The organism is Akkermansiaceae bacterium (assembly GCA_024233115.1).
GTDB lineage: Bacteria > Verrucomicrobiota > Verrucomicrobiia > Verrucomicrobiales > Akkermansiaceae > Oceaniferula.
On sequence record JACKQB010000003.1, the window covers coordinates 551421 to 570741 of the forward strand.

Below are 19321 nucleotides of genomic sequence, written 5' to 3' on the forward strand. Positions count from 1 at the left end.
GCCCCGTAACAGCACAAGCCTACCAAACCTAGAAAAATTCTGTTAATTCTGTGAATTCTGTCTAAAAAAAGCCCCGGATAAGGAGCCCTTCACCATTGCCCTCAGTTTTTGCTCTGCCTCGCTCCCAATCACTGCTATCGCTGGGCCATGTCCTCATACGATCTTCTCTGCGATAAAACCCGTGAAATATCCCTGTTAGGAAACACCGCCGGCGTCCTCGGCTGGGACCAGGAAACCTACATGCCCAAAGGCGGCGTGCCTTACCGGGCCAAACAACTCGCCTGGCTCTCCGGAAAAATCCATGAACTCGGAACGGGGGATGATTTCCGCAAGGCACTGGAAGCCGCCGAGGACGAGGATTCGGGAGACGCGGTGCAAGCGGCCAACGTCCGCGAGCTACGTTACCGGTTCGACCGCGCCACCAAACTCCCCCAGAGCCTCGTCGAAAAGGCATCCGAGGCCTCGTCACTCGCCAAATCCGCATGGGCGGAGGCCCGGGAGAAAAACGACTTCCCGCTATTTGCTCCCCATTTGGAAACCCTGCTGGAAATCGCCCGTGAAAAAGCCGGCCTTTGGGGTTACGACGACGAACCTTACGATGCCTTGTTAGCAGGCTACGAACGCGGCGCGAAAACCTCCGATGTCGCTGCCATCTTCGACACCGTAGGCGACAAGCTTGCCGCCACCGCCCAGGCCGCTGTCGAAAGGTCAGCCAGCACCACCGCCGATGTGCTCGCCGGTCACTACCCGGTGGAGCAACAGCAAATCCTCAATCGCGAGATCGCCGAGGACATCGGTTTTGATTTTAACAAGGGGAGGATCGATACCACCACCCACCCGTTTTGCACCGGGATTGGCCCCGGTGATACCCGGCTCACTACCCGCTATCTGGAAAACCAGTTTACCTCATCTCTCTTTGGAGTCCTGCATGAGGCGGGCCATGGTCTGTATGAACAAGGTTTACCGACCAACCAGCACGGCCTCCCCGCCGGCACCGCGGTATCGCTTGGCATCCACGAATCCCAATCGCGCCTGTGGGAAAACCACATCGGACGATCACGCGCCTTCTGGACCAAGTGGCTGCCACGGACCCAGGAAATCTTCCCGAATCTGGCCGACCTGGATCTCGATACTTTTCTAACAGCCATTAATCGGGCTGAAAAATCCTACATCCGCGTCGAGGCCGACGAATCAACGTATGACCTCCACATCCTGCTCCGCTTCGGCCTGGAACGCCGCATGCTCAATAACGAGATCGCCGTCGCTGATATCCCCGCCGCATGGAACGAGCAGTTTGAAAAATTCTTCGGCATGACTCCGCCCGACGACACCAACGGCTGCCTCCAGGACATCCACTGGTCGATGGGTGGACTCGGCTACTTCGCCACCTACACCCTGGGCAACTTTAACGCCGCTCAATTGTACCATACCGCTATGCAGGATGAGGCGGTTGCCAGCGCCGCAGCCAGTGCCAATTACCTCCCCATCCTCGACTGGATGAGGTCACGCATCCACGCCAAGGGCAGCACACTCTTTCCCCAGGACCTGATGAAATCAGCTACTGGCGAGGGAACCAACCCGCAGTATCATCTGGAGCATTTGAAGCGGCGGTTTTTGTAAATCCCGTTCAATCCCGACCCATGTCCTGTCCACCGCCCGGACACGTAAGGTAGGACAGCTTTGCAAGCTGTCGGCAGGATGAGGACTTGGGTTGCCGACAGCTTGCAAAGCTGTCCTACTTTTCTTAATCCAACACCGACCACACGGCGATGAACTCGCGGGCGGTTTTTGGGTTGTTGATGACGATAGATCGGCTGTGAATATCCTGCGAACAAAGTGTGGACAACTCATCTTCACCCAATTGTTTTTTACGTAAAATACGAAACTGCCCGCCTTTCCCGGGCAGAGTCTTTTTCTGCAGTTCAAGTGCTACGCGGCCCATGGTCATGCGGACGTTGAGCTCGATGATGTGACGTAGCCCCAGAGTGCCATCGGATCGGCGATAAACCATGGCATCGACTCCTACGGGGCCAATATATCCTTGTAGTAATCCAGCCAAAGCAGCTGGGATTTTATTGCGATACCAGTCGTTGATTTTGGCTTCTCGAAATAGGAATTCGGTTACTTCCGGGTCGAGGCCGGTTCCCCACTTGGGATAGACACGGGTTCCGAGAAATCGGCCGGAGGCATCATTTTCCATTTCGGTCATACCGATGAAATCGACATCCCCTCCTCCCCGAATTTCATAGAGAGCAGAAAAATCCATCACCCGATCCAGCCATGGCTCAACAACGACGCCACCATGCTTGAGAATCGTATTTTCCAACCATGGAAGATAGCTATCGCTCTGCCCAACCCGTTTGTGACCACGGCCAGCACAAGCAAATGCGGCTTTGATCAACACATCACCAGGCTCCCGCATTGACTCGATCGCATCCGATGCTGGCTCGGCATCCTGGTAAAATACACCGCAGCCTTCGCTAAGACCGAGCTGTTCCGAGAGCTTCACACCTACCTCTTTGCTAAACCACATGGGAGGGACTGATTCCCGCCACTGCCATGGGAGGTTTTCTGAGATTTCTTTCGCAAATGGTTTGAGCTCTATGGAGGCGTCAGGCGACCATGCCCAGGGTCGTAGTCCACCGAGTTTGCGGTCGGCCAACTCACCAACTTGCACAATTTCCGGGAGATCTAATCCAGCGCGTTTCAAGTACGCCAGATGCGCATTCCCGGGAGGATTCCTGAGCAGGGCGATATCGTCCCGGCGGCACCATGCCAGCGACAGCATCTCCAGATCCTCTTCCATGGCCACCAACATGCTGTTAGAATGAAATGCTTTTCCGGTAAGGGAAGCCGCCACATGGGACTCGGCATTCGGGTTGAACCAATGCACGACCGGCGTCCTGCCCCTCGACTGCTCGCAGACTTCCAGGTGGTTGATAAAGTCGTCATCAAAGCCGGCCAGCCTTCGCCCCTCGGCATTAAACGGAGCCAGCCCCTTCGCCTTTGCAGGTGCCAGCGGGAAGGTCAGGCATTTTTTAAACGCCTGCCAATCGGTTTCGCCCTGTTTTTTCCACTTTCTGAACCACTTCACGCCGTGCCCGACGTGGCCAATTTCATCGAGGTAGATTTTTTCTAACACCGAGGCCGTGGAATGATCACCCACCTCACGGAACAAGGCTGCGTAATGTTTGGAAAAATCCAGGTTGGCCTGCTCGAACGTGAGGTTGAGCCGGGTGACAAAATCCATGGGTGTTGCCATGGGGGCGATCAGCTTCCAGAAGTAATCGTTCACCGGAAGTTCGCCGAAACGGATGCCGCAGTCCTTCATCCGGCGCAGATACATCAGCGTGTGCATCTGCTCCTCACGCATCGCCTCATAAACTCCGCGGCGGTATTCCTTGGGCGCGTCAGGAAACTTCAGCAATACAAGAGCCATCAGTTCGGCGGCCAACAGCTCGTGGTTAGCCAGGAAATGCATCATCTTGCCGCGCTCGCGGTCGTCATCGAGCTTATTGACTCCGGGGAAATCCACACGCAGGCTTTTGCCGACGATTCTCAGCTCATCGGGTCGGCCCGGGGCATCGGGCACCGCCACGGCCTTCCCTGGATGATCATCCACAACTCCCCGCCCGAGCTCGGGGGCAAGCAGAAGTTTGTCGTCCAGCGACTGCGCCAGCAAAATCCGTTCCGCCACCTCACGCATCTCAAGCTCCTGCATGGGTGCAGAGGTAAGATGCAAGAATGAAGAAGCAAGAGAATTCAGCTTGGAAAATATCCTTCGCGCGGCGCGATATTTATGGCTAAATGTCCTCATCCAACCCAAATGATCATGCGTAAAACTATAGCTCCCCTGCTCGTCCTCGCCATTCTTGCCCTTTTTACCCCCAGCCTTTTTGCGGCGGACCCCGTTGAAGGTGAGTGGCTGAAGGATGATCAAAGTGCCCGTATCAAACTCAAGGTCACCCGCAAGGGCGAGCTTATGGGTGTTATTTCCTACGTCAAGGACCCCAAGCGCACCCACGATACCAACAACCCCGATGCGTCCAAACACAAGCGCAAGCTCCTCGGGCTTGTCATCATCCGTGGCTTCTCGAAGGAGGGCGACAAGTGGGGTGGCGGCACGGTATACGACTCCAAGACCGGCAAAACCTACAAAGGAAAAATCTGGCTTGAACAAGGCAAACTGATGATGCGCGGATACGTCGGCGTTTCCCTGATAGGCAAAACCGCAAGCTGGACGAAGTATGGAAAGTAAACATGCGGATGGCTGACTCAGTGGAAAAGTGTTTCTACTCGCCAATGCCGGTGGAGTTCGCTAGCACACCCGCATGCAGATGAACTCAGATTTCGACCAGATCATCCCCCGTCGTGGAACGGGCTCCATCAAATGGGACAGGTTTCCTGGACTCGATCCATTCTGGGTCGCAGACATGGATTTTATGTCGCCCCCCTGTGTGATCGACGCATTGCAGCGGCGAGTCGCCCACGGTGTCATGGGTTACGCCCAGGCCCATGACGGGCTGATGGATGCCATTACCGGCTATATGCAGAGTCGGCATGACCTGCGGGTCGAGGAAAAGGAAATCATACACCTCGGCGGACTGGTGCCGGCGCTATCGCTCGCCGCACGTGCCTTCGGCTCACCCGGTGACGCGGTGATGACATGCACCCCGATCTACCCCCCTTTCCTGGGGATTCACAACGACGCCAGGATGCAGGTGATCTCCGTGCCCCATGTTGAAACCGGTGGCCAGTGGGGATTCGACTGGGAGGCCATGGAATCAGCCGTCACCCCCGGCACCAGGCTCTTCCTGCTCAGCAATCCGCAGAATCCGTTAGGCCGCGTGTTCACCCGGGCTGAAATGACCCGACTCGCCGAGTTCTGTGAACGACACGACCTCATCCTCGTATCCGATGAGATCCACTGCGACCTTATCCTGGATGATACACAAACACCCCACGTCTGCGCCGCCGGACTTCCAGACTCTTTTCAAAAACGTATCATCACCCTGCTTGCCCCGAGCAAGACCTATAACATCGCCGGCCTTGGTTATGCCTTTGCCTTGATCCGTGATGACTCACTGCGCCGCAAATTCATGGCAGCCCGGGGCCACACACTGCCTGAGATCAACTGTCTCTCCTATTACGCGGCCGAAGCCGCCTACCACGATGGAGAGCCATGGCGTCAGGAGCTGCTCGCCTATTTACGGACAAACCGCGATACCGTCACCGACTTTGTCCGCTCACGCACACCGTTTGTGATCCCCGCTATTGAAGCCACCTATCTCGCATGGATCGACTGCCGGTCGACGGGCCTCGACAACCCGGCGCAGCATTTTGAAAAGGAAGCCGGGATTTACTTGTCGGATGGAAACTACTTTGGCGCGCCCGGCCATGTCCGTTTCAATTTCGGGTGCCCGCATCACCGGGTGCTTGAAGGATTGGAAAAGATGGCTAAAGTCATTGATTAAGAGCCAAAACATCCTAAATTAAGCCTCAACGATGAAAACACTCTCCTCTCTCTCCCTCCTTGCGCTTGCCTCACCGACTTTTCTTGCTGCGGATGTCGAAAACGAAATTCCAATCGGCATCGAAGCCGTGACCGGATACCGCAGTGGCTACGTTTACCGGGGATTCGAGCTTGCCGAAAGCACGCTTGATTTCCAGGTCGAAGCCGAGATTGCGATCAACAACCATACTTTTGTGAATGTCGGCGCATGGTATGCCACGGAAACCGGCAGTGGCGATTTTGACGAGGCCGCGTTTTTCACCCATCTTCGTTTTGAAAAAAGCGATAAGCTCACCCTGGGACTGAGTGCCACCTACCACAGCTTCAGCCACTCCACGCCACCGCTTTCCGCCATGTTTGAAGATGGCGTCGACCTTGGTGCCTTTGCCACCTGGCATTTCTGCAAAGACTTCAGCGCCACCGCCGGCGCCTATTACGACACAGGAGCCGAGGCCTGGTACGGTCATGCCGAAACCCGCTGGTCCAAAGCCGTTTCCGAAAAAGCCTACTTTTCGCTGAAGACAGGTGTTAGTTACGTCGACGATTACTATGGCCGCGACGGAATGAACGACGCCTATAGCCGGCTTTCCTTCACCTACCATATTTCCGAGACCGTGTCCGTGACACCATTTGTCGGTGGCTCGGTGCTACTCGACGACAATGACGCGGGTGACGACCAGGCATACGGCGGCATCTGGTTTGAAGTGAGGTTTTAATTCGCCTATGGCGAGTCATTGGTCATTAGTGACTATCCTCCGTCTTCACAAATCCTGCCGACAGGTTAAAAACCTGTCCTACTATGATGCCCCCTTTCGTTGAAAAGTTCCGCGCCCTGTTAGCCACAGGGCGCGTGGCGAATCTGCCGACGGTCTGGAGTAATGTGTTGGTGGCGCACACCATGGCGACCTCCTTCACTTACTTTGGATACACCATAGAATATGGGAATGATCCCATCATCCTTCCCTCCTTTGTTTTCCTCATCATTGCCTCCTCTCTGATTTACCTGGGTGGATGTATGTTAGGAGATGCTCGGGACATCGAATACGACAGCATCCACAAACCCGACAGGCCGATTCCCTCCGGCATCATCTCCGCGACATCGGTTACCCTGATAGCCTGGTCACTGCTCATGGCAGGACTCAGCCTGATTGCTGTCTCTTCCACGGCTATCTACAACCGCACGTATAATTATACGTGGACAGATTTCAAAGATCTTTTCAATAGCAGCGTATGGCTAAGTACCCTACAGCCCCATCAAATCATCCTTTGCTGCCTGCTGGTGACAAGCATCGTATGCTACGCCTATATTCATAAAAAACACCGAACCGCCGCACTGATCTTGATGGCGTTTTGCAGAGTTCAACTCGTTTTCCTTGCCATCTCGGCAGTGCATCAATCCTGGTTACTGCCATACTTTTTACAACCAGTTTCAGATGATATCTTTATGCATTGGAAATGGGTTGTTCCATGGATGCCCGTGCTCGCCTGCATCGTTGGTATCTACACCCTGCTACTCAGTTGGGTTGCCTCTACGGAGGCTTCCCCCTCAGTATTTTCCTTCCGAAAAACGCTCGCTGTCGGTATGTTAGCACTGCCCCTCGTCTCCATCTGGTTCAACTCCTTCATCTCTGCCGGGCAAACTCCGCCTTGGCGACAGGAACAATTAGACGGTAAATTTTTCACCGTTGCCAACAACCTCAGCACGTCCCACTGGATCGTGCTCATTCTCGCTTTAGCATGGACCGGGCATACCCTACGGGCATTGAAAACCTCCAAGCCGCTTTTTGTGTCACGCGCCCTGGCGGGTTTCTGCCTGCTTGATGCGGTGATGATCGCGGGAAACTCCCCAATCGTTGCACTCATCTGCATCGTTCTCTTCGGGCTAGCACTCCTGCTCCAGCGAGTCACCCCGGCAACCTAGGCAATCATCCATTCTGCAATCTGAAATCATCCATTCACCTACCCCTTGCCCTTCGTCCGGCTACTTACTTTGCCCACGCTGCTCTCAATAAACTTGATGATCTGGCCAGCGACGTCTTTTCCGGTCGCTTTTTCGATCCCCTCGAGTCCTGGCGAGGAGTTGACCTCCATGACCACGGGGCCGTGGTTCGAGCGCAGCAGATCGACACCGGCGAGGCTTAGCCCCATGATCTTGGCAGCGCGTACGGCGGTAGACCGCTCCTCGGGGGTGATCCGAACAACTGCGGCATTACCACCGCGATGAAGGTTTGATCTGAACTCGCCTTCCCGGCCTTGGCGTTTCATGGAAGCAACCACTTTCCCGCCAACCACCAGGCAGCGGATATCGGCACCTCCGGCTTCCTTGATAAATTCCTGCGCCAGGATGTTGGCATCAAGCCCGCGGAACGCTTCAATAACGGACTCGGCCGCCTTGGCTGTCTCCGCAAGCACCACACCCACGCCCTGCGTGCCCTCCAAGAGTTTGACAACAATCGGAGCCCCCCCGCACAGTTTGATCATGTGGCCCGTTGCCTTGGTATCGTGGGCAAAGGTAGTCACCGGCAAACCAATGCCCCGACGGGAAAGAAGTTGCAAACTGCGCAGCTTGTCGCGTGATCGGGAGATGGCCACGGACTCGTTCACCGAATACACGCCCATGATTTCGAACTGACGTACAACCGCAGTGCCAAAAAACGTCCGTGATGCACCAATACGCGGAATGATCGCATCATATCCCTTGAGTTCCTTGGAACCGAGGAAAATGCTGGGACGCATCGACGCGATATTCATGTGGCATTTGAGATAATCAATGACGTGAACCTCATGGCCGGCCCGATGGGCAGCCTCAACGAGGCTGTTGGTGGAATACAGTTTGGAGTTGCGTGAGAGGATGGCGATTTTCATGAGCGACGGTGATGGGATTTCCCGGTGAATTTTTTAATGTTGCCCAGTAAATGGGATGCTTGGGTATCGACAACGAAATAGCCCGACAGGGCACGGCGTCCGAGGAGCAGAGGACACTTCATAACCGAGCGATCAGCAAGGCTTAAAAGCACCTCCCACGAAAAACCCCCTGACAATTTCGCCTCGGTCCTTACGATCAAACGTTTCCGGCCACGGCCCGATGAGCTTTTTATTTTTTTCCGCTGTACCAGAGGTGCCTCGCATTCAACGGTATCACCGTGGTGCGTGTAGGTAACAAACTTCACCCACTCACAGCCATCACGTTCGAAAACCTCCATATTCTCAGCATGCAAGCTTGAGGTATAGGCACCGGTATCCACCTTCGCCGTGACAATATTGACACCGAGACCTGGCAGTGACAACCATTCACGACGCCCGATGATGATGCGGCTGCTCATTCTTCCCCGGGTTGGCAGTGCCAGCTCCCCAGCCACAGTAGAGGATGCTTCCATTGATTTTACAGGACTGGAGATATACGTCATGGCCATAGGTGGATGCTATCACGGCCGGACACTACGTTCAAGACATCGTGACAGGGAAAAAAATTGCCAGGAATGATCAACCAAGGCGTGCATTTGTTGCGGAAACCCGCTAGAATCGCCAGCGAATATGGCGATAAAGCATACACGCAAACGCATCTCCCACCTCACAGTCGGTGACTTTTTTGAGCGACATGGCCCGGCACTGAAACTAAAACTACAAGGCAGTGCCGTGGGATTTGAGCGCAAAATCCTTGAGCCGACAGTCAACCACCCTGGGCTCGCCCTCGCGGGCTTCCTATCGTATTTCGCCAATAAACGTATCCAGGTGTTTGGTAATTCCGAGCAATCCTTCCTCAGCAAACGGGGCAAACAGGAACGCATCCAGAGGTTCAGCACCATCTGCGAGCGCGAAATCCCCTGTGTAGTCACCTCACGGAACAAAAACATCAGCCCCGAGCTACTCAAGGTCGCCAACGAGGCTGGCATTGCTGTTTTCAGCACCCCCATGGTGACGATGAAGTTTGTCAACGCCGCCACTTTATTACTCGAGGACGACTTCGCGGCATCGACGACCCGGCACGGTTGTATGGTCGATTTCCGTGGTGTGGGTGTCCTCATCATGGGGGATAGCGGAGCTGGAAAAAGCGAAGTGGCCATCGGACTGCTCGAACGCGGCGGGGCACTCGTCGCCGACGACATGGTGATCCTGCGCAAGGTGGGTGGCGAGCTGGTCGCCAGCACCAAGGATTTTTCCCGTGGATTCATCGAGATGCGCGGCGTGGGCATCATCAACGTCGCCAACATTTTCGGACTCGGAAGCATCAGGCCTACCAAGCGCCTCGATCTGGTTGTCACTCTCAAACCCCACTCGGATCTCAACAACGTGGATCGGCTCGGGGTCAGCCGCAAGACTTACCGTATCCTCGATTATGAGATTACCAATGTCGAAATCCCGGTTGCGCCCGGACGGGATACAACGCGTCTCGTTGCAATCACATGCCTCGAGCATCAGCTACGCAGCATGGGATATGACATGGCCGCGGAGTTTAACCAGCGCCTGCTCGATAAAATGTCCAGCGAAAGTTCAGGCCTCGGCATTTAGGAAACAGCGGATATCTTACGAAAAGCGAAAAAAATCCCTTCCCCCCAGAGAATCACTCATCTAGACTCCGCCAGCAGGAAACACCAATCATCCATCATCTTAAAACAATGCCTACCCGCGAATTCACCGTTACCAATAAACTGGGAATCCACGCCCGACCCGCTGCACAGTTCGTCAAGAAAGCCAGCACGTTCTCCTGCGACATCCAGGTGGAAAAAGATGATGAACAAGCCGACGGAAAATCGATCATGGGATTGATGATGCTTGCTGCAGGCCACGGCTCCATCCTTACCATCACGACTGATGGCAATGACGCTGAAGCAGCACTCGATGCCCTCGGCGAGCTTATCGCCCGCAATTTCGAGGAATAAACCCTCACCCGGACCTTTGTGAGGTCACTGTCGGTCAGTATTCCAGTCTAATCCAGTCGGGCCAGCCCCGGTTTTAGGTCCTCCCCCCTGTTCCCTCCGACAAAGATTGTGCTTTGACCATAGCTCCGCTTGTGTGCAAACTAGCCGCGCATGAAGGTCGAAGAACAGGAAACCATTATCCAAGGAACTCCGGGCTCTCCCGGTATAGCCTTTGGCCCGGTTCACGTCGTCGCCAGAGGATTCAACGCTCCCGAAGTCTACGAGATCAAGCCTGAGCAAATCCCTGCTGAAAAAGAAAGGTTCAAACAGGCCCTCGAGGTCACCAAAATTGAACTCGATGCGCTCCGGCACCACATCGAAAACCTTTCCGGCGAAGACGACGGCAAGATTTTCGACGCCCACCTGATGGTGTTGGAAGATCACACCCTGATCAACAAGGTGGACAAGGCGATCGAAAACCGCCTCCAGAATGCTGAATACGCATTTTACGCCGTCATGCAGACCTTTCTGGAAGCGATGCGCCGCATCAACGATTCCTATCTCAAAGAAAGAGCCGCCGATATCGATGACGTCTGCCAGCGGGTTCTTCGCAATTTCCAGCTGAAGGATAAAGGGGGGGATGGGGATCGCCCCGACCACAAACACATCCTGGTCGCCTACGATCTAACACCTAGCGACACAGCATCCATCGACCGGAACCATGTGCAGGGCTTCGCCACCGAGCAAGGCAGCATTAACTCCCATACCGTTATCCTGGCCCGCTCCCTTGGTATACCGGCCATCGTTGGCCTGGAGGGAGCCGTCATTGATATAAAAACCCTCGCCGACTGCATCCTCGACGGTTACTCGGGAAAACTGATCCTCCACCCGACCGAAGCCACGGTGAATGATTACCGGCAACGGTTTGAATTAAGAAGACTGGCGCGCAAACAGCTGGAAACGATCCGTGGCGACAAGACAACCACCAAGGACGGTCACCGCATCACGCTTTCGGCGAATATCGAGTTCACCAACGAGCTTCCACTCGTCCAGGAATCCGGTGCCGAAGGCATCGGCTTGTTCCGCACTGAATTTTACCTGCTCGAAGGAGGTGAGATGCCGGGCGAGATGGCACAAGCAGAGGTTTACACCCAGGTGGCCAGGGAAATGAGTCCCAACCAGGCGATTATCCGGACCCTGGATGCCGGTGGTGATAAAATCCCTGCCGAACCCCTTTCCCATCCCGAGCCAAACCCGTTCCTGGGCTGGCGCGGCATCCGCGTTTCCCTCACCCGCAGGGCTCTTTTCAAGGAACAACTCCGCGCCATTCTCCGCGCCAGCGCGCATGGCAAACTTGGTATCATGTTTCCGATGGTTTCAGGCCTACGCGAAGTGCTCGAAGCCAAGGAAATACTCAAGACCGCGATGGACGAGCTGGTGGAGGAAAAAGTGCCGTTCGATCCCGATATCGAGGTGGGCGTCATGATAGAAATACCATCGGCCGCACTCATGGCAGGGGAAATCGCCAGAGAAGTGGATTTCCTGTCGATTGGCACCAACGATCTCATCCAGTATACTGTTGCCGTCGACCGCGTCAACCCCTACGTCGCCCACCTTTACAAACCCACTCACCCCGCAGTGATCCGCCTGATGGAAATGACGGTGAGTGCCGCCAGGAACCAAGGTATCTGGACCGGTGTCTGTGGAGAAATGGCGGGCGATTTGAAGATCCTCCCCATTTTGGTCGGGTTAGGGGTCAATGAACTTTCCGTCGGCACCCACATCCTCCCAAGCATCAAAAAGGCGATCAGTTGCCTGTCGCAGAGCGATTGTGCCGGGATGATGGAAGAGGTCATTACGGCTCGCTCCAGCCCGGACATTCTGACGCTCACTGAAAGCATGGCCAGAAGGTGCTACCCCGAATTACTCGACTGAAGCTGCCAGCCTAACAAAGCTGACAACATCTCTATCACCTAGAAGCCCTGCAAGGTTCACAAGTAGCCAGCCCCGCAGCGGGCTTGCCATGCCACTAGTTCTTGCCTTTCTTCTTCGGATTCTTCTTGGCCTTCTTTTTCGGTGGAGCATTGCCCTTGGGGATATTCTTCACCACCTTGCCGTCGGCATTGACCATGGAGAACTGCCCCCCACTTGCCTCGGCCAGCATCCGCATTGCCTCGGCCGCCTTGGGGTCCATCATGGCAATCGTATTGAGCTGGATTTTACGTGATTTCGCCCGCGCCCCGATGCTGCGTGCAACAGCTTCAGAATCGCCCCCCGCCAGGCCGTCCGTCATAAAGAATATCACATCAGGCGTAGGCTTCATATCCAAGGCCATCTCCAAGGGGGCCTTCCATGCCGTGCCCCAGACAAGCTGGGTGTTTTTGATCGCCTCAGCGCTTTTATTAAGCTGCTCCTGGCTTGCCTCAAGCCAATCTGCGGACTGCTTCCTTCCCTGGGTATCCCAGTCATGGGCTTTCTTTGTAGCACACGTCCACTTGTAATCCGTGTCGTCACTGACAACGGTGGCACTACTTTTGTCCTTGGCCAAGGTCACCTTGTCACCAGCCAACCAGGCTGGCCCGGCAAAAAATATCAGCTGATACTCGGTTCCCGCCGCCATCCGGTTAATGGATTTCGCAAGCTCGGCCTTCAACAGCTTGATACGCTGTCCTTTCATCGAAGCTGAATAATCGATGACATACACCACCCGCTGGGCGGTGACTTTCTGACCGAAAAACGTGGTCGAGCCGCCGCCTCCGGACCCCCAGCCGTCACCATCGCCCCAGCCGTCGCCAAAATCATCCCCATTGCCAAGATCAACCGATAGATCCGCATTGGTGTCCGGAACCGGTATGGCGATGTTCGATACCGTGTTTGCAGCAATCACCTTGGCCATGGCAGATGACGGCGAGGACGGCTTCGGCTGGACTTGTCGCGTCATCTCCCGTTGTTCTTGCTTTTGCTCCTCCTCGGCAGGAGCCTGGTAACTGACAATTTCCGGTGCAAAGCTATCGACGACCGGCAGCAGGAAGAGCATCAGCAGGACACCAATCAGCACCACTGAGAGCATTGCGATAACAATACTGGAAATCGTCGAATTCCTTCGCTGGGCGTTCAACCTGGCTTGCGCCTCGGGAGTAAGTTGTGCGTGAAGACTCATGGGGGGATGGGGGATGGGGTATGACTTAAGATACCCTGAAAACTATTGGCTGCATTATTTTCTTAGTGAATAATGATAGCGCGACAAAATCATGGTTTATCCTATGGAATCGTCAAGCGAAATTCAGATCCTGGCACAATGCATGACACAGAGATTCGGTGAGCCCTGTTGTTTTGATGGGGCACCCGGAATCACCCGCAAGACGGGAATACGATCAATCTGTGATGATTCCAGACTTTAAGGTTGCGAAATGCCGATAAATCAGGATGATGTGCCGCCCCGCCATTCATATGAATGGAAATGGGGTTGAACCAACAAAGGAGCACACTATCGCAGGAAGACCCAAAAGACCAGGACGTGGCGGAGGTGGCGGAGGCCGCAGTCGGAATCGACACAATTACGGACCACGCAAAAAAAAGGACGACGACCGTGAAGACAAGTCCGTCGAGGTCGAGGGCACCATCACATCTGTGCTTGCGGGCACGATGTTCAAGGTAGCTCTACCTAGCGGCCATGAAGTCCTTGCCCACATATCGGGTAAAATGCGTAAACGTTTCATCCGCCTCGTCGTCGGTGACAAGGTGAAGATGGAGATGTCACCCTATGATACGACCAAGGCACGGATCGTCTTCCGTGTGGGTTAACACCACTTGACACCGACATATCTAACAAAGACCACTCACGATGATCAAACAGCTGGAGCGATTGCGCTCCGGCTGTTTTCTTATCCACTGATCGTAAGCACCGTGGTCAATGCATAGTTTGCTCGCCAAATCCGCGCCTGACGGTTAGTATTCCACCAATTCGATGTTTATTTTTGAATCATGGCAACAGGCATTCCTCGCCGCTCTAGTGGTGGTGGTGTTTATTGCCTTTGTCAAGGAGTGGCTGTCTGTCGAACTCGTTGCGCTCGCTGCCCTGCTCGCCTGTGTGATGACAGGCATACTCAGCGTTGATCCGACGTGTAAGGCCAACGCGTTAAAGGTTTTCTCCCACCCGGCCCCAATCACGGTCGCCTGCATGTTCATCCTCAGTGCTGCCCTGGAGCGCACCGGAGTTATCGAGGCCCTCGGCAGTTGGTTTGAAAAAATCGCAGGCAACTCCCCCACCCGCATGCTGGTGGTGATGATGGCTCTGGTCGCCCTGCTGTCGGGATTTGTCAACAATACCCCCGTGGTCGTTGTCTTTATGCCCATCGTTCTCGCCATCTGTCGCAAACGTGACTACATGGCATCCAAGTACCTCATTCCGCTCTCATATGCCGCCATTGTAGGTGGCACCATGACCATCATCGGCACCTCCACCAATCTGATCGCTGTGGGAATCTCGGAGAAACACGGCTTGGACGGACTCCGGATGTTCTCCATCACCCCTCTCGGACTCATCTTTGTGGCCACCGCATTTATTTACATACTCACGATTGGGCGCAAGCTACTACCTAACAGAACAACGCTCGCCACGCTTATCGACAACGAGAGTTCGCGGGAATTCATCACCCACGCCTTTGTCAAAAAAGACAGTGAGCTTGATGGTTTGAAATTTCCTGAATCCCCACTGGCGAATTTAAAAAAGGCCCGGGTCATCGAGGTCCTGAGAGACGGACAACGCCTCCGCCGCCCCCTGAATGAAATGGTTTTCAAGGCCGGCGACGAAATCGTTTTCAAAGGCGTGCTCCAAGGGGTGATGGGGATCTCTAAAACAGAGGGAATCGATGTCCGCGGCAATGACAGTCGGGGACTCGAAGGCATCCGCACTGAGAGCGCCCTGCTGATGGAGGGCATGATCGGACCGGAGTCCACGATGTCCGGCAAAAGCCTCAAGGACCTCCACTTCCGCCAGCGTTTTGGCGTCCTTATCCTCGCCGTTCACCGCCGTGGCCGCAACTTACAGGAACGTTTCGAGGAGGAAAAACTCGCCTTCGGTGACACCCTGCTCGTGCAAGGACCGACTGAAAAAATAAGAACCCTCTTCGAACGCAGTGACTTCATCAACCTGAGTGAACCTGAACACACGGAACTCAGGCAGGGCAAGGCCCCGATTGCTATCGCCGCGATCCTCCTCTTCATGGTTGCAGGTGCCCTGGGAGGCCATTGGGGCATCCCAAGAATACCCATCGTTCAACTCGCCCTTACCGGAGCGCTGATCGTACTCATCACACGCTGCGTGCAGCCTCAAGAAGCCTACCGGGCTATCGAATGGAAAGTCGTGTTTCTTATTTTTGGCATGTTAGGCCTGGGGATGGCGATCGAGGAAACTGGCCTTGCGAGCTTGATCGCCGGTGGCATGACGCACGGACTGGGTATTGAAAACCCGTGGATCATGCTCTCCCTGATGTATTTGCTTGCCGCAGTGATGACTGAAATCATTTCTAACAATGCTGTCGCCATCTTACTCACCCCATTGGCGATCATTGTTGCCGAGACCTTGGGAGTCGATCCCATCCCCTTTGTCATTGCGGTGATGTTCGGCTCCTCAGCCAGTTTCTCAACGCCGATCGGCTATCAAACCAATACCTTTGTCTATGGTGCGGGAGGCTATAAATTCGGCGACTTCTTTCGCGCAGGCTTTCCGCTCGCCATCATTCTCTGGCTACTCGCATCGATCATGATCCCCATCCTCTGGCCGTTTTCATTGATGCCTTGAATCATCTGTGGTATGTGTCCGCTATGTCCAGCCTCAAGCAGTCCAGCACGATTATTTCTCCCATCGAATACCTCGAAGGAGAACCCCTCTCCGAGGTGCGGCATGAGTATATTGATGGTCTGGTCTTTGCCATGGCTGGAAGCACGCTGAATCACAACCGAATCACTCTCAATATCGCTGGATGCCTCGATGAGCTGTTAAACGGCTCATCGTGCCGCCCTTTTGCCAGCGATGTCAAAGTGAAGGTAAAAACTCTCGCCAGTGAGACTTATTATTACCCGGACGTGGTGGTCACCTGTCACCCGGAAGACACGAATGACCAGTTTCTCGAAAACCCTACCACCATTTTTGAAGTGCTTTCAGAGTCGACTGAGCGCATCGACCGCAATGAGAAATTTCTCGCCTACAAAAACCTCGAGTCACTGGAGGATTACATCCTTGTTTCCCAGGAACGCCGGGAAGTAACTATCGCACGCCGGAAAAGCAACTGGCAGGCCGAGGTGTTCTCAGGTGAGGACTTCAGCCTTCAGCTAGCGTGTTCCGATACCCCGCTCACGGCAGAGAGAATCTACCGCAACGTGGATTTGGGAAACTAACACGTTGCCAGAACTAACGCCACTCGTGCTTCGGATAGCGCCCGGCGAGGTCTTTTTTCATCTGCGGATAACCGCGTTCCCAGAAGCCTTTCAGGTCGCCAGTCACCTGCCATGGGCGTTGATTGGGGGCGAGTATGTGGACCAGCAGCTTGGCTTTTCCCTGGGCAATTTCTGGAAGCTCATTCACATCGTAGAGAAACTGCATTTTCATCGCGATCCACGGTTCCCCGTCATGGCTGTATTTCACCCTGGCTTTTCTTCCATTGCTGAGAGACACCTCCAAGGGAGCATAGGCTTCCAACACCGCCTTCTGCCCTTGCGATAGCCATTTTTCCAGCACAGGCATCACCTCACGGTTTTTTATTTCCTTGTAGGACTTCGCCCCCTGGCAAACTTCCTCCAAGACGATCAGCTTATCATCCTCATTAAAACCGGGCAACTCCATCTCCGGCATCCAACGGCTGAGACTGACAAGCCTGGCGATCCATCGCTCGACGCTTTGATCCCAATGCTTCAGCTTCAACTCACCACTGGCTATGCGTTCAGCTAACAATCTGGCGGCCTCATCCAAGGGTGGCTCTCCTCCCTCCTTGGACTCAATGACAAGATCCCGGAATTTGAGTTCCCGTTTGCTGACAACCCTGCGGGAAACCGGATCGTAACTCGCGCCATCCCGTTCCTGGAAATCATGGGGGAATTGATCCCGCAGGTCATCCACTGAAATCCCGGCACACCGGTTCAGGTAAACCACGACTTCTTTTCCCTCCACTTCGGTCATTTCAGCGGCAACAAACAACCCGGACTCCTTCACCGCACTCGATGCGTCGAGCTTGCCGCGCCGGCCTCCCACCACGCGGCACGCCAAAGTAGCCTCCCCAAGCCTCACCGCGAGCCTATCGCTGAAGGCGACTAACATCGCCCGACTCACAGCATCCCGGTGGGCATCAAAATCGACATCCCCCCAGGGTAAACCCATCCTCACTGCGGTTCGCTCGAGTTGATCCAACGATTTGGCAACCTCACGCGCACCGCGTGCGAGAATCCCAGATTGGGCACAGCGCCTTACGTCAAAACGCAGATCACTGGCCACCCGGAATGCCCTCCATTCAGCGACGAAATCAGAACCATCACCAGGCTCCCTGAACTCGCAATCAGTAGCGCCACGCCCCCGCACCAATACCCCCTCACCCTGCACAGCCGCTGCGATAAAGCCCGCTTCAGCCACACAACCAGCCTCCTGGGCCGCCAGTAATAACCTGGCATAACGAGGATGGAGGGAGAACCTTGCCATCGCTTTTCCAACCGGCGTCACCAAGCCTAACTCATCCACTGCTCCCAATTGGCCCAACAACTGCCCGGCTGTTTCCAAACCTCTTTCATCAGGATGATCCAACCAGCGGAATGCCTGTACATCCTCGACTCCGCTTGCCTTGAGTGACAGCGCTACTTCAGCAAGGTCAACGCGTAGAATTTCAGGAAGATCAAAAGCAATACGCCGGCTATGATCGGATTCACTCCAGAGTCTGACACATTTTCCCGGAGCCGTCCGACCAGCACGCCCGGCCCGTTGATCCGCCGAGGCGCGGGATATTTTTTCAATCATCAAGGTATCAATCCCACGCACAGGATCATAGTGCGCCACGCGTGCCAAGCCCGAGTCGATCACGGTGCGCACACCATCAATCGTCAATGATGTTTCCGCAACATTGGTCGATACAATAATCCGTGGTCGACCACCCTCTTGCAGCGGGGCAACGGCAGCATCCTGGAGTTTTGGTGAAAGACCACTGTATAACGGGCACACATCCCATCCACGCGACCACGCGGCGCTCTCGATGAGTTCAATACTGCGCCGGATTTCATGGACACCGGGTAAAAAAACCAAAATATGCCCCGCATCATCCCGGCCCGCATGTTCCCGGACAGCTTCCACGATCCTGTCCCATATTTTCACTTCCTGCCGTCCACCCAAAGGCGGCGGCCCAGCACCCCGATAGCTGATCTCAACCGGATAAGCCCTCCCTTCGGCTTCCAAAATATCACAGGGCTCCAAGTATTGCTTCAGCCCCGCCACCTCCAAGGTTGCGGACATCACGATGAGTTTTAAATCCGGACGTCCCCCCTCTTGTAAATCCAGGCATTTTGCCAGTGCCACATCACTCGCGATTCTCCGTTCGTGAAATTCATCAAAAACCACGGCCCCCACAGTCGGGAGCGTCGGGTCCTCCTGCAGCCATCGCTGGAGCACGCCGTCGGTCACATAAACGATCCTCGTTGCAGAGCTCATGCAGTTTTCAAACCGCACCACATGCCCCACTTCTGCCCCATGCCTGACACGACGCAGTGACGCCACGTGCCTCGACAGCATTCTCGCCGCAATCCGCCTGGGCTGCACCACGACAATCAATCCCTCAATCCCGCCATCTAACAACATGGGGGGAACACAGGTCGATTTACCCGATCCGGTAGGCGCCCGCAGCAGCAACCTACCCGATACGTCCACAGACTCCAGCAATGACTCACGTAAAGAGAGAACGGGCAGTTCCATACC

16 protein-coding genes are annotated in these 19321 nt (G+C 54.9%); 11 read left to right on the forward strand and 5 right to left on the reverse strand.

From position 1 onward, the window contains the following. Positions 1-147 precede the first annotated feature (147 nt). Positions 148-1620 carry a carboxypeptidase M32 gene (locus H7A51_10335; GenBank protein ID MCP5536613.1) on the forward strand — a complete coding sequence of 491 codons (1473 nt, stop codon included), beginning with the start codon at positions 148-150 and terminating at the stop codon, positions 1618-1620. A gap of 124 nt (positions 1621-1744) precedes the next feature. Here the strand turns inward: H7A51_10335 and H7A51_10340 are convergent, their stop codons facing one another. Next, positions 1745-3721 carry a DUF455 family protein gene (locus H7A51_10340; protein ID MCP5536614.1) on the reverse strand — a complete coding sequence of 659 codons (1977 nt, stop codon included), beginning with the start codon at positions 3719-3721 and terminating at the stop codon, positions 1745-1747. A 111-nt stretch (positions 3722-3832) separates the two neighbouring features. Between H7A51_10340 and H7A51_10345 the strand changes: the two genes are divergently transcribed. From H7A51_10345 to H7A51_10360, 4 genes are all read left to right on the forward strand, one after another. Then, entirely contained in the window at positions 3833-4258 is a 426-nt protein-coding gene (locus tag H7A51_10345) for a DUF2147 domain-containing protein (protein ID MCP5536615.1), read from the forward strand. A gap of 79 nt (positions 4259-4337) precedes the next feature. After that, entirely contained in the window at positions 4338-5474 is a 1137-nt protein-coding gene (locus H7A51_10350; protein MCP5536616.1) for a putative C-S lyase, read from the forward strand. A 31-nt stretch (positions 5475-5505) separates the two neighbouring features. After that, positions 5506-6228 carry a hypothetical protein gene (locus H7A51_10355; GenBank protein MCP5536617.1) on the forward strand — a complete coding sequence of 241 codons (723 nt, stop codon included), beginning with the start codon at positions 5506-5508 and terminating at the stop codon, positions 6226-6228. Between the two features lie 83 nt (positions 6229-6311). Continuing rightward, the gene (locus H7A51_10360; protein ID MCP5536618.1) at positions 6312-7433 is read left to right on the forward strand and encodes a UbiA family prenyltransferase; all 1122 of its coding nucleotides are present in this window, start codon (positions 6312-6314) and stop codon (positions 7431-7433) included. Positions 7434-7471: 38 nt separating this feature from the next. Here the strand turns inward: H7A51_10360 and rimK are convergent, their stop codons facing one another. Further along, positions 7472-8377: a 30S ribosomal protein S6--L-glutamate ligase gene (gene rimK / locus H7A51_10365; GenBank protein MCP5536619.1), complete on the reverse strand. Its 906-nt coding sequence runs from the start codon at positions 8375-8377 to the stop codon at positions 7472-7474. Then, positions 8374-8889 carry an ATP-dependent zinc protease gene (locus tag H7A51_10370; GenBank protein MCP5536620.1) on the reverse strand — a complete coding sequence of 172 codons (516 nt, stop codon included), beginning with the start codon at positions 8887-8889 and terminating at the stop codon, positions 8374-8376. Before H7A51_10370 ends, rimK begins: the two co-directional genes overlap by 4 nt. Before the next feature lie 157 nt (positions 8890-9046). Here H7A51_10370 and hprK point away from each other — a divergent pair, with 157 nt between their 5' ends. The 3 genes from hprK (at position 9047) to ptsP (ending at position 12306) form a co-directional block, all read left to right on the forward strand. Then, complete coding sequence (hprK, locus tag H7A51_10375) at positions 9047-10021, forward strand: HPr(Ser) kinase/phosphatase (protein ID MCP5536621.1); 975 nt, start codon at positions 9047-9049, stop codon at positions 10019-10021. A 107-nt stretch (positions 10022-10128) separates the two neighbouring features. Continuing rightward, positions 10129-10392 carry an HPr family phosphocarrier protein gene (locus H7A51_10380; GenBank protein MCP5536622.1) on the forward strand — a complete coding sequence of 88 codons (264 nt, stop codon included), beginning with the start codon at positions 10129-10131 and terminating at the stop codon, positions 10390-10392. A 150-nt stretch (positions 10393-10542) separates the two neighbouring features. Continuing rightward, positions 10543-12306: a phosphoenolpyruvate--protein phosphotransferase gene (gene ptsP / locus H7A51_10385; protein ID MCP5536623.1), complete on the forward strand. Its 1764-nt coding sequence runs from the start codon at positions 10543-10545 to the stop codon at positions 12304-12306. A 94-nt stretch (positions 12307-12400) separates the two neighbouring features. Here the strand turns inward: ptsP and H7A51_10390 are convergent, their stop codons facing one another. Continuing rightward, positions 12401-13531 carry a VWA domain-containing protein gene (locus tag H7A51_10390; protein MCP5536624.1) on the reverse strand — a complete coding sequence of 377 codons (1131 nt, stop codon included), beginning with the start codon at positions 13529-13531 and terminating at the stop codon, positions 12401-12403. Positions 13532-13992: 461 nt separating this feature from the next. On the opposite strand from H7A51_10390, the gene infA reads away from it, so the two are divergent. The 3 genes from infA (at position 13993) to H7A51_10405 (ending at position 16770) form a co-directional block, all read left to right on the forward strand. Continuing rightward, positions 13993-14175 carry a translation initiation factor IF-1 gene (gene infA, locus H7A51_10395; GenBank protein MCP5536625.1) on the forward strand — a complete coding sequence of 61 codons (183 nt, stop codon included), beginning with the start codon at positions 13993-13995 and terminating at the stop codon, positions 14173-14175. Between the two features lie 163 nt (positions 14176-14338). After that, positions 14339-16174: an SLC13 family permease gene (locus H7A51_10400; protein MCP5536626.1), complete on the forward strand. Its 1836-nt coding sequence runs from the start codon at positions 14339-14341 to the stop codon at positions 16172-16174. A 23-nt stretch (positions 16175-16197) separates the two neighbouring features. Then, positions 16198-16770: a Uma2 family endonuclease gene (locus H7A51_10405; protein ID MCP5536627.1), complete on the forward strand. Its 573-nt coding sequence runs from the start codon at positions 16198-16200 to the stop codon at positions 16768-16770. 13 nt (positions 16771-16783) lie between these two features. Here the strand turns inward: H7A51_10405 and hrpB are convergent, their stop codons facing one another. Next, positions 16784-19318, reverse strand: coding sequence for an ATP-dependent helicase HrpB (gene hrpB / locus H7A51_10410; GenBank protein MCP5536628.1), 2535 nt, complete (start codon positions 19316-19318; stop codon positions 16784-16786). Between the last annotated feature and the right edge of the window lie 3 nt (positions 19319-19321).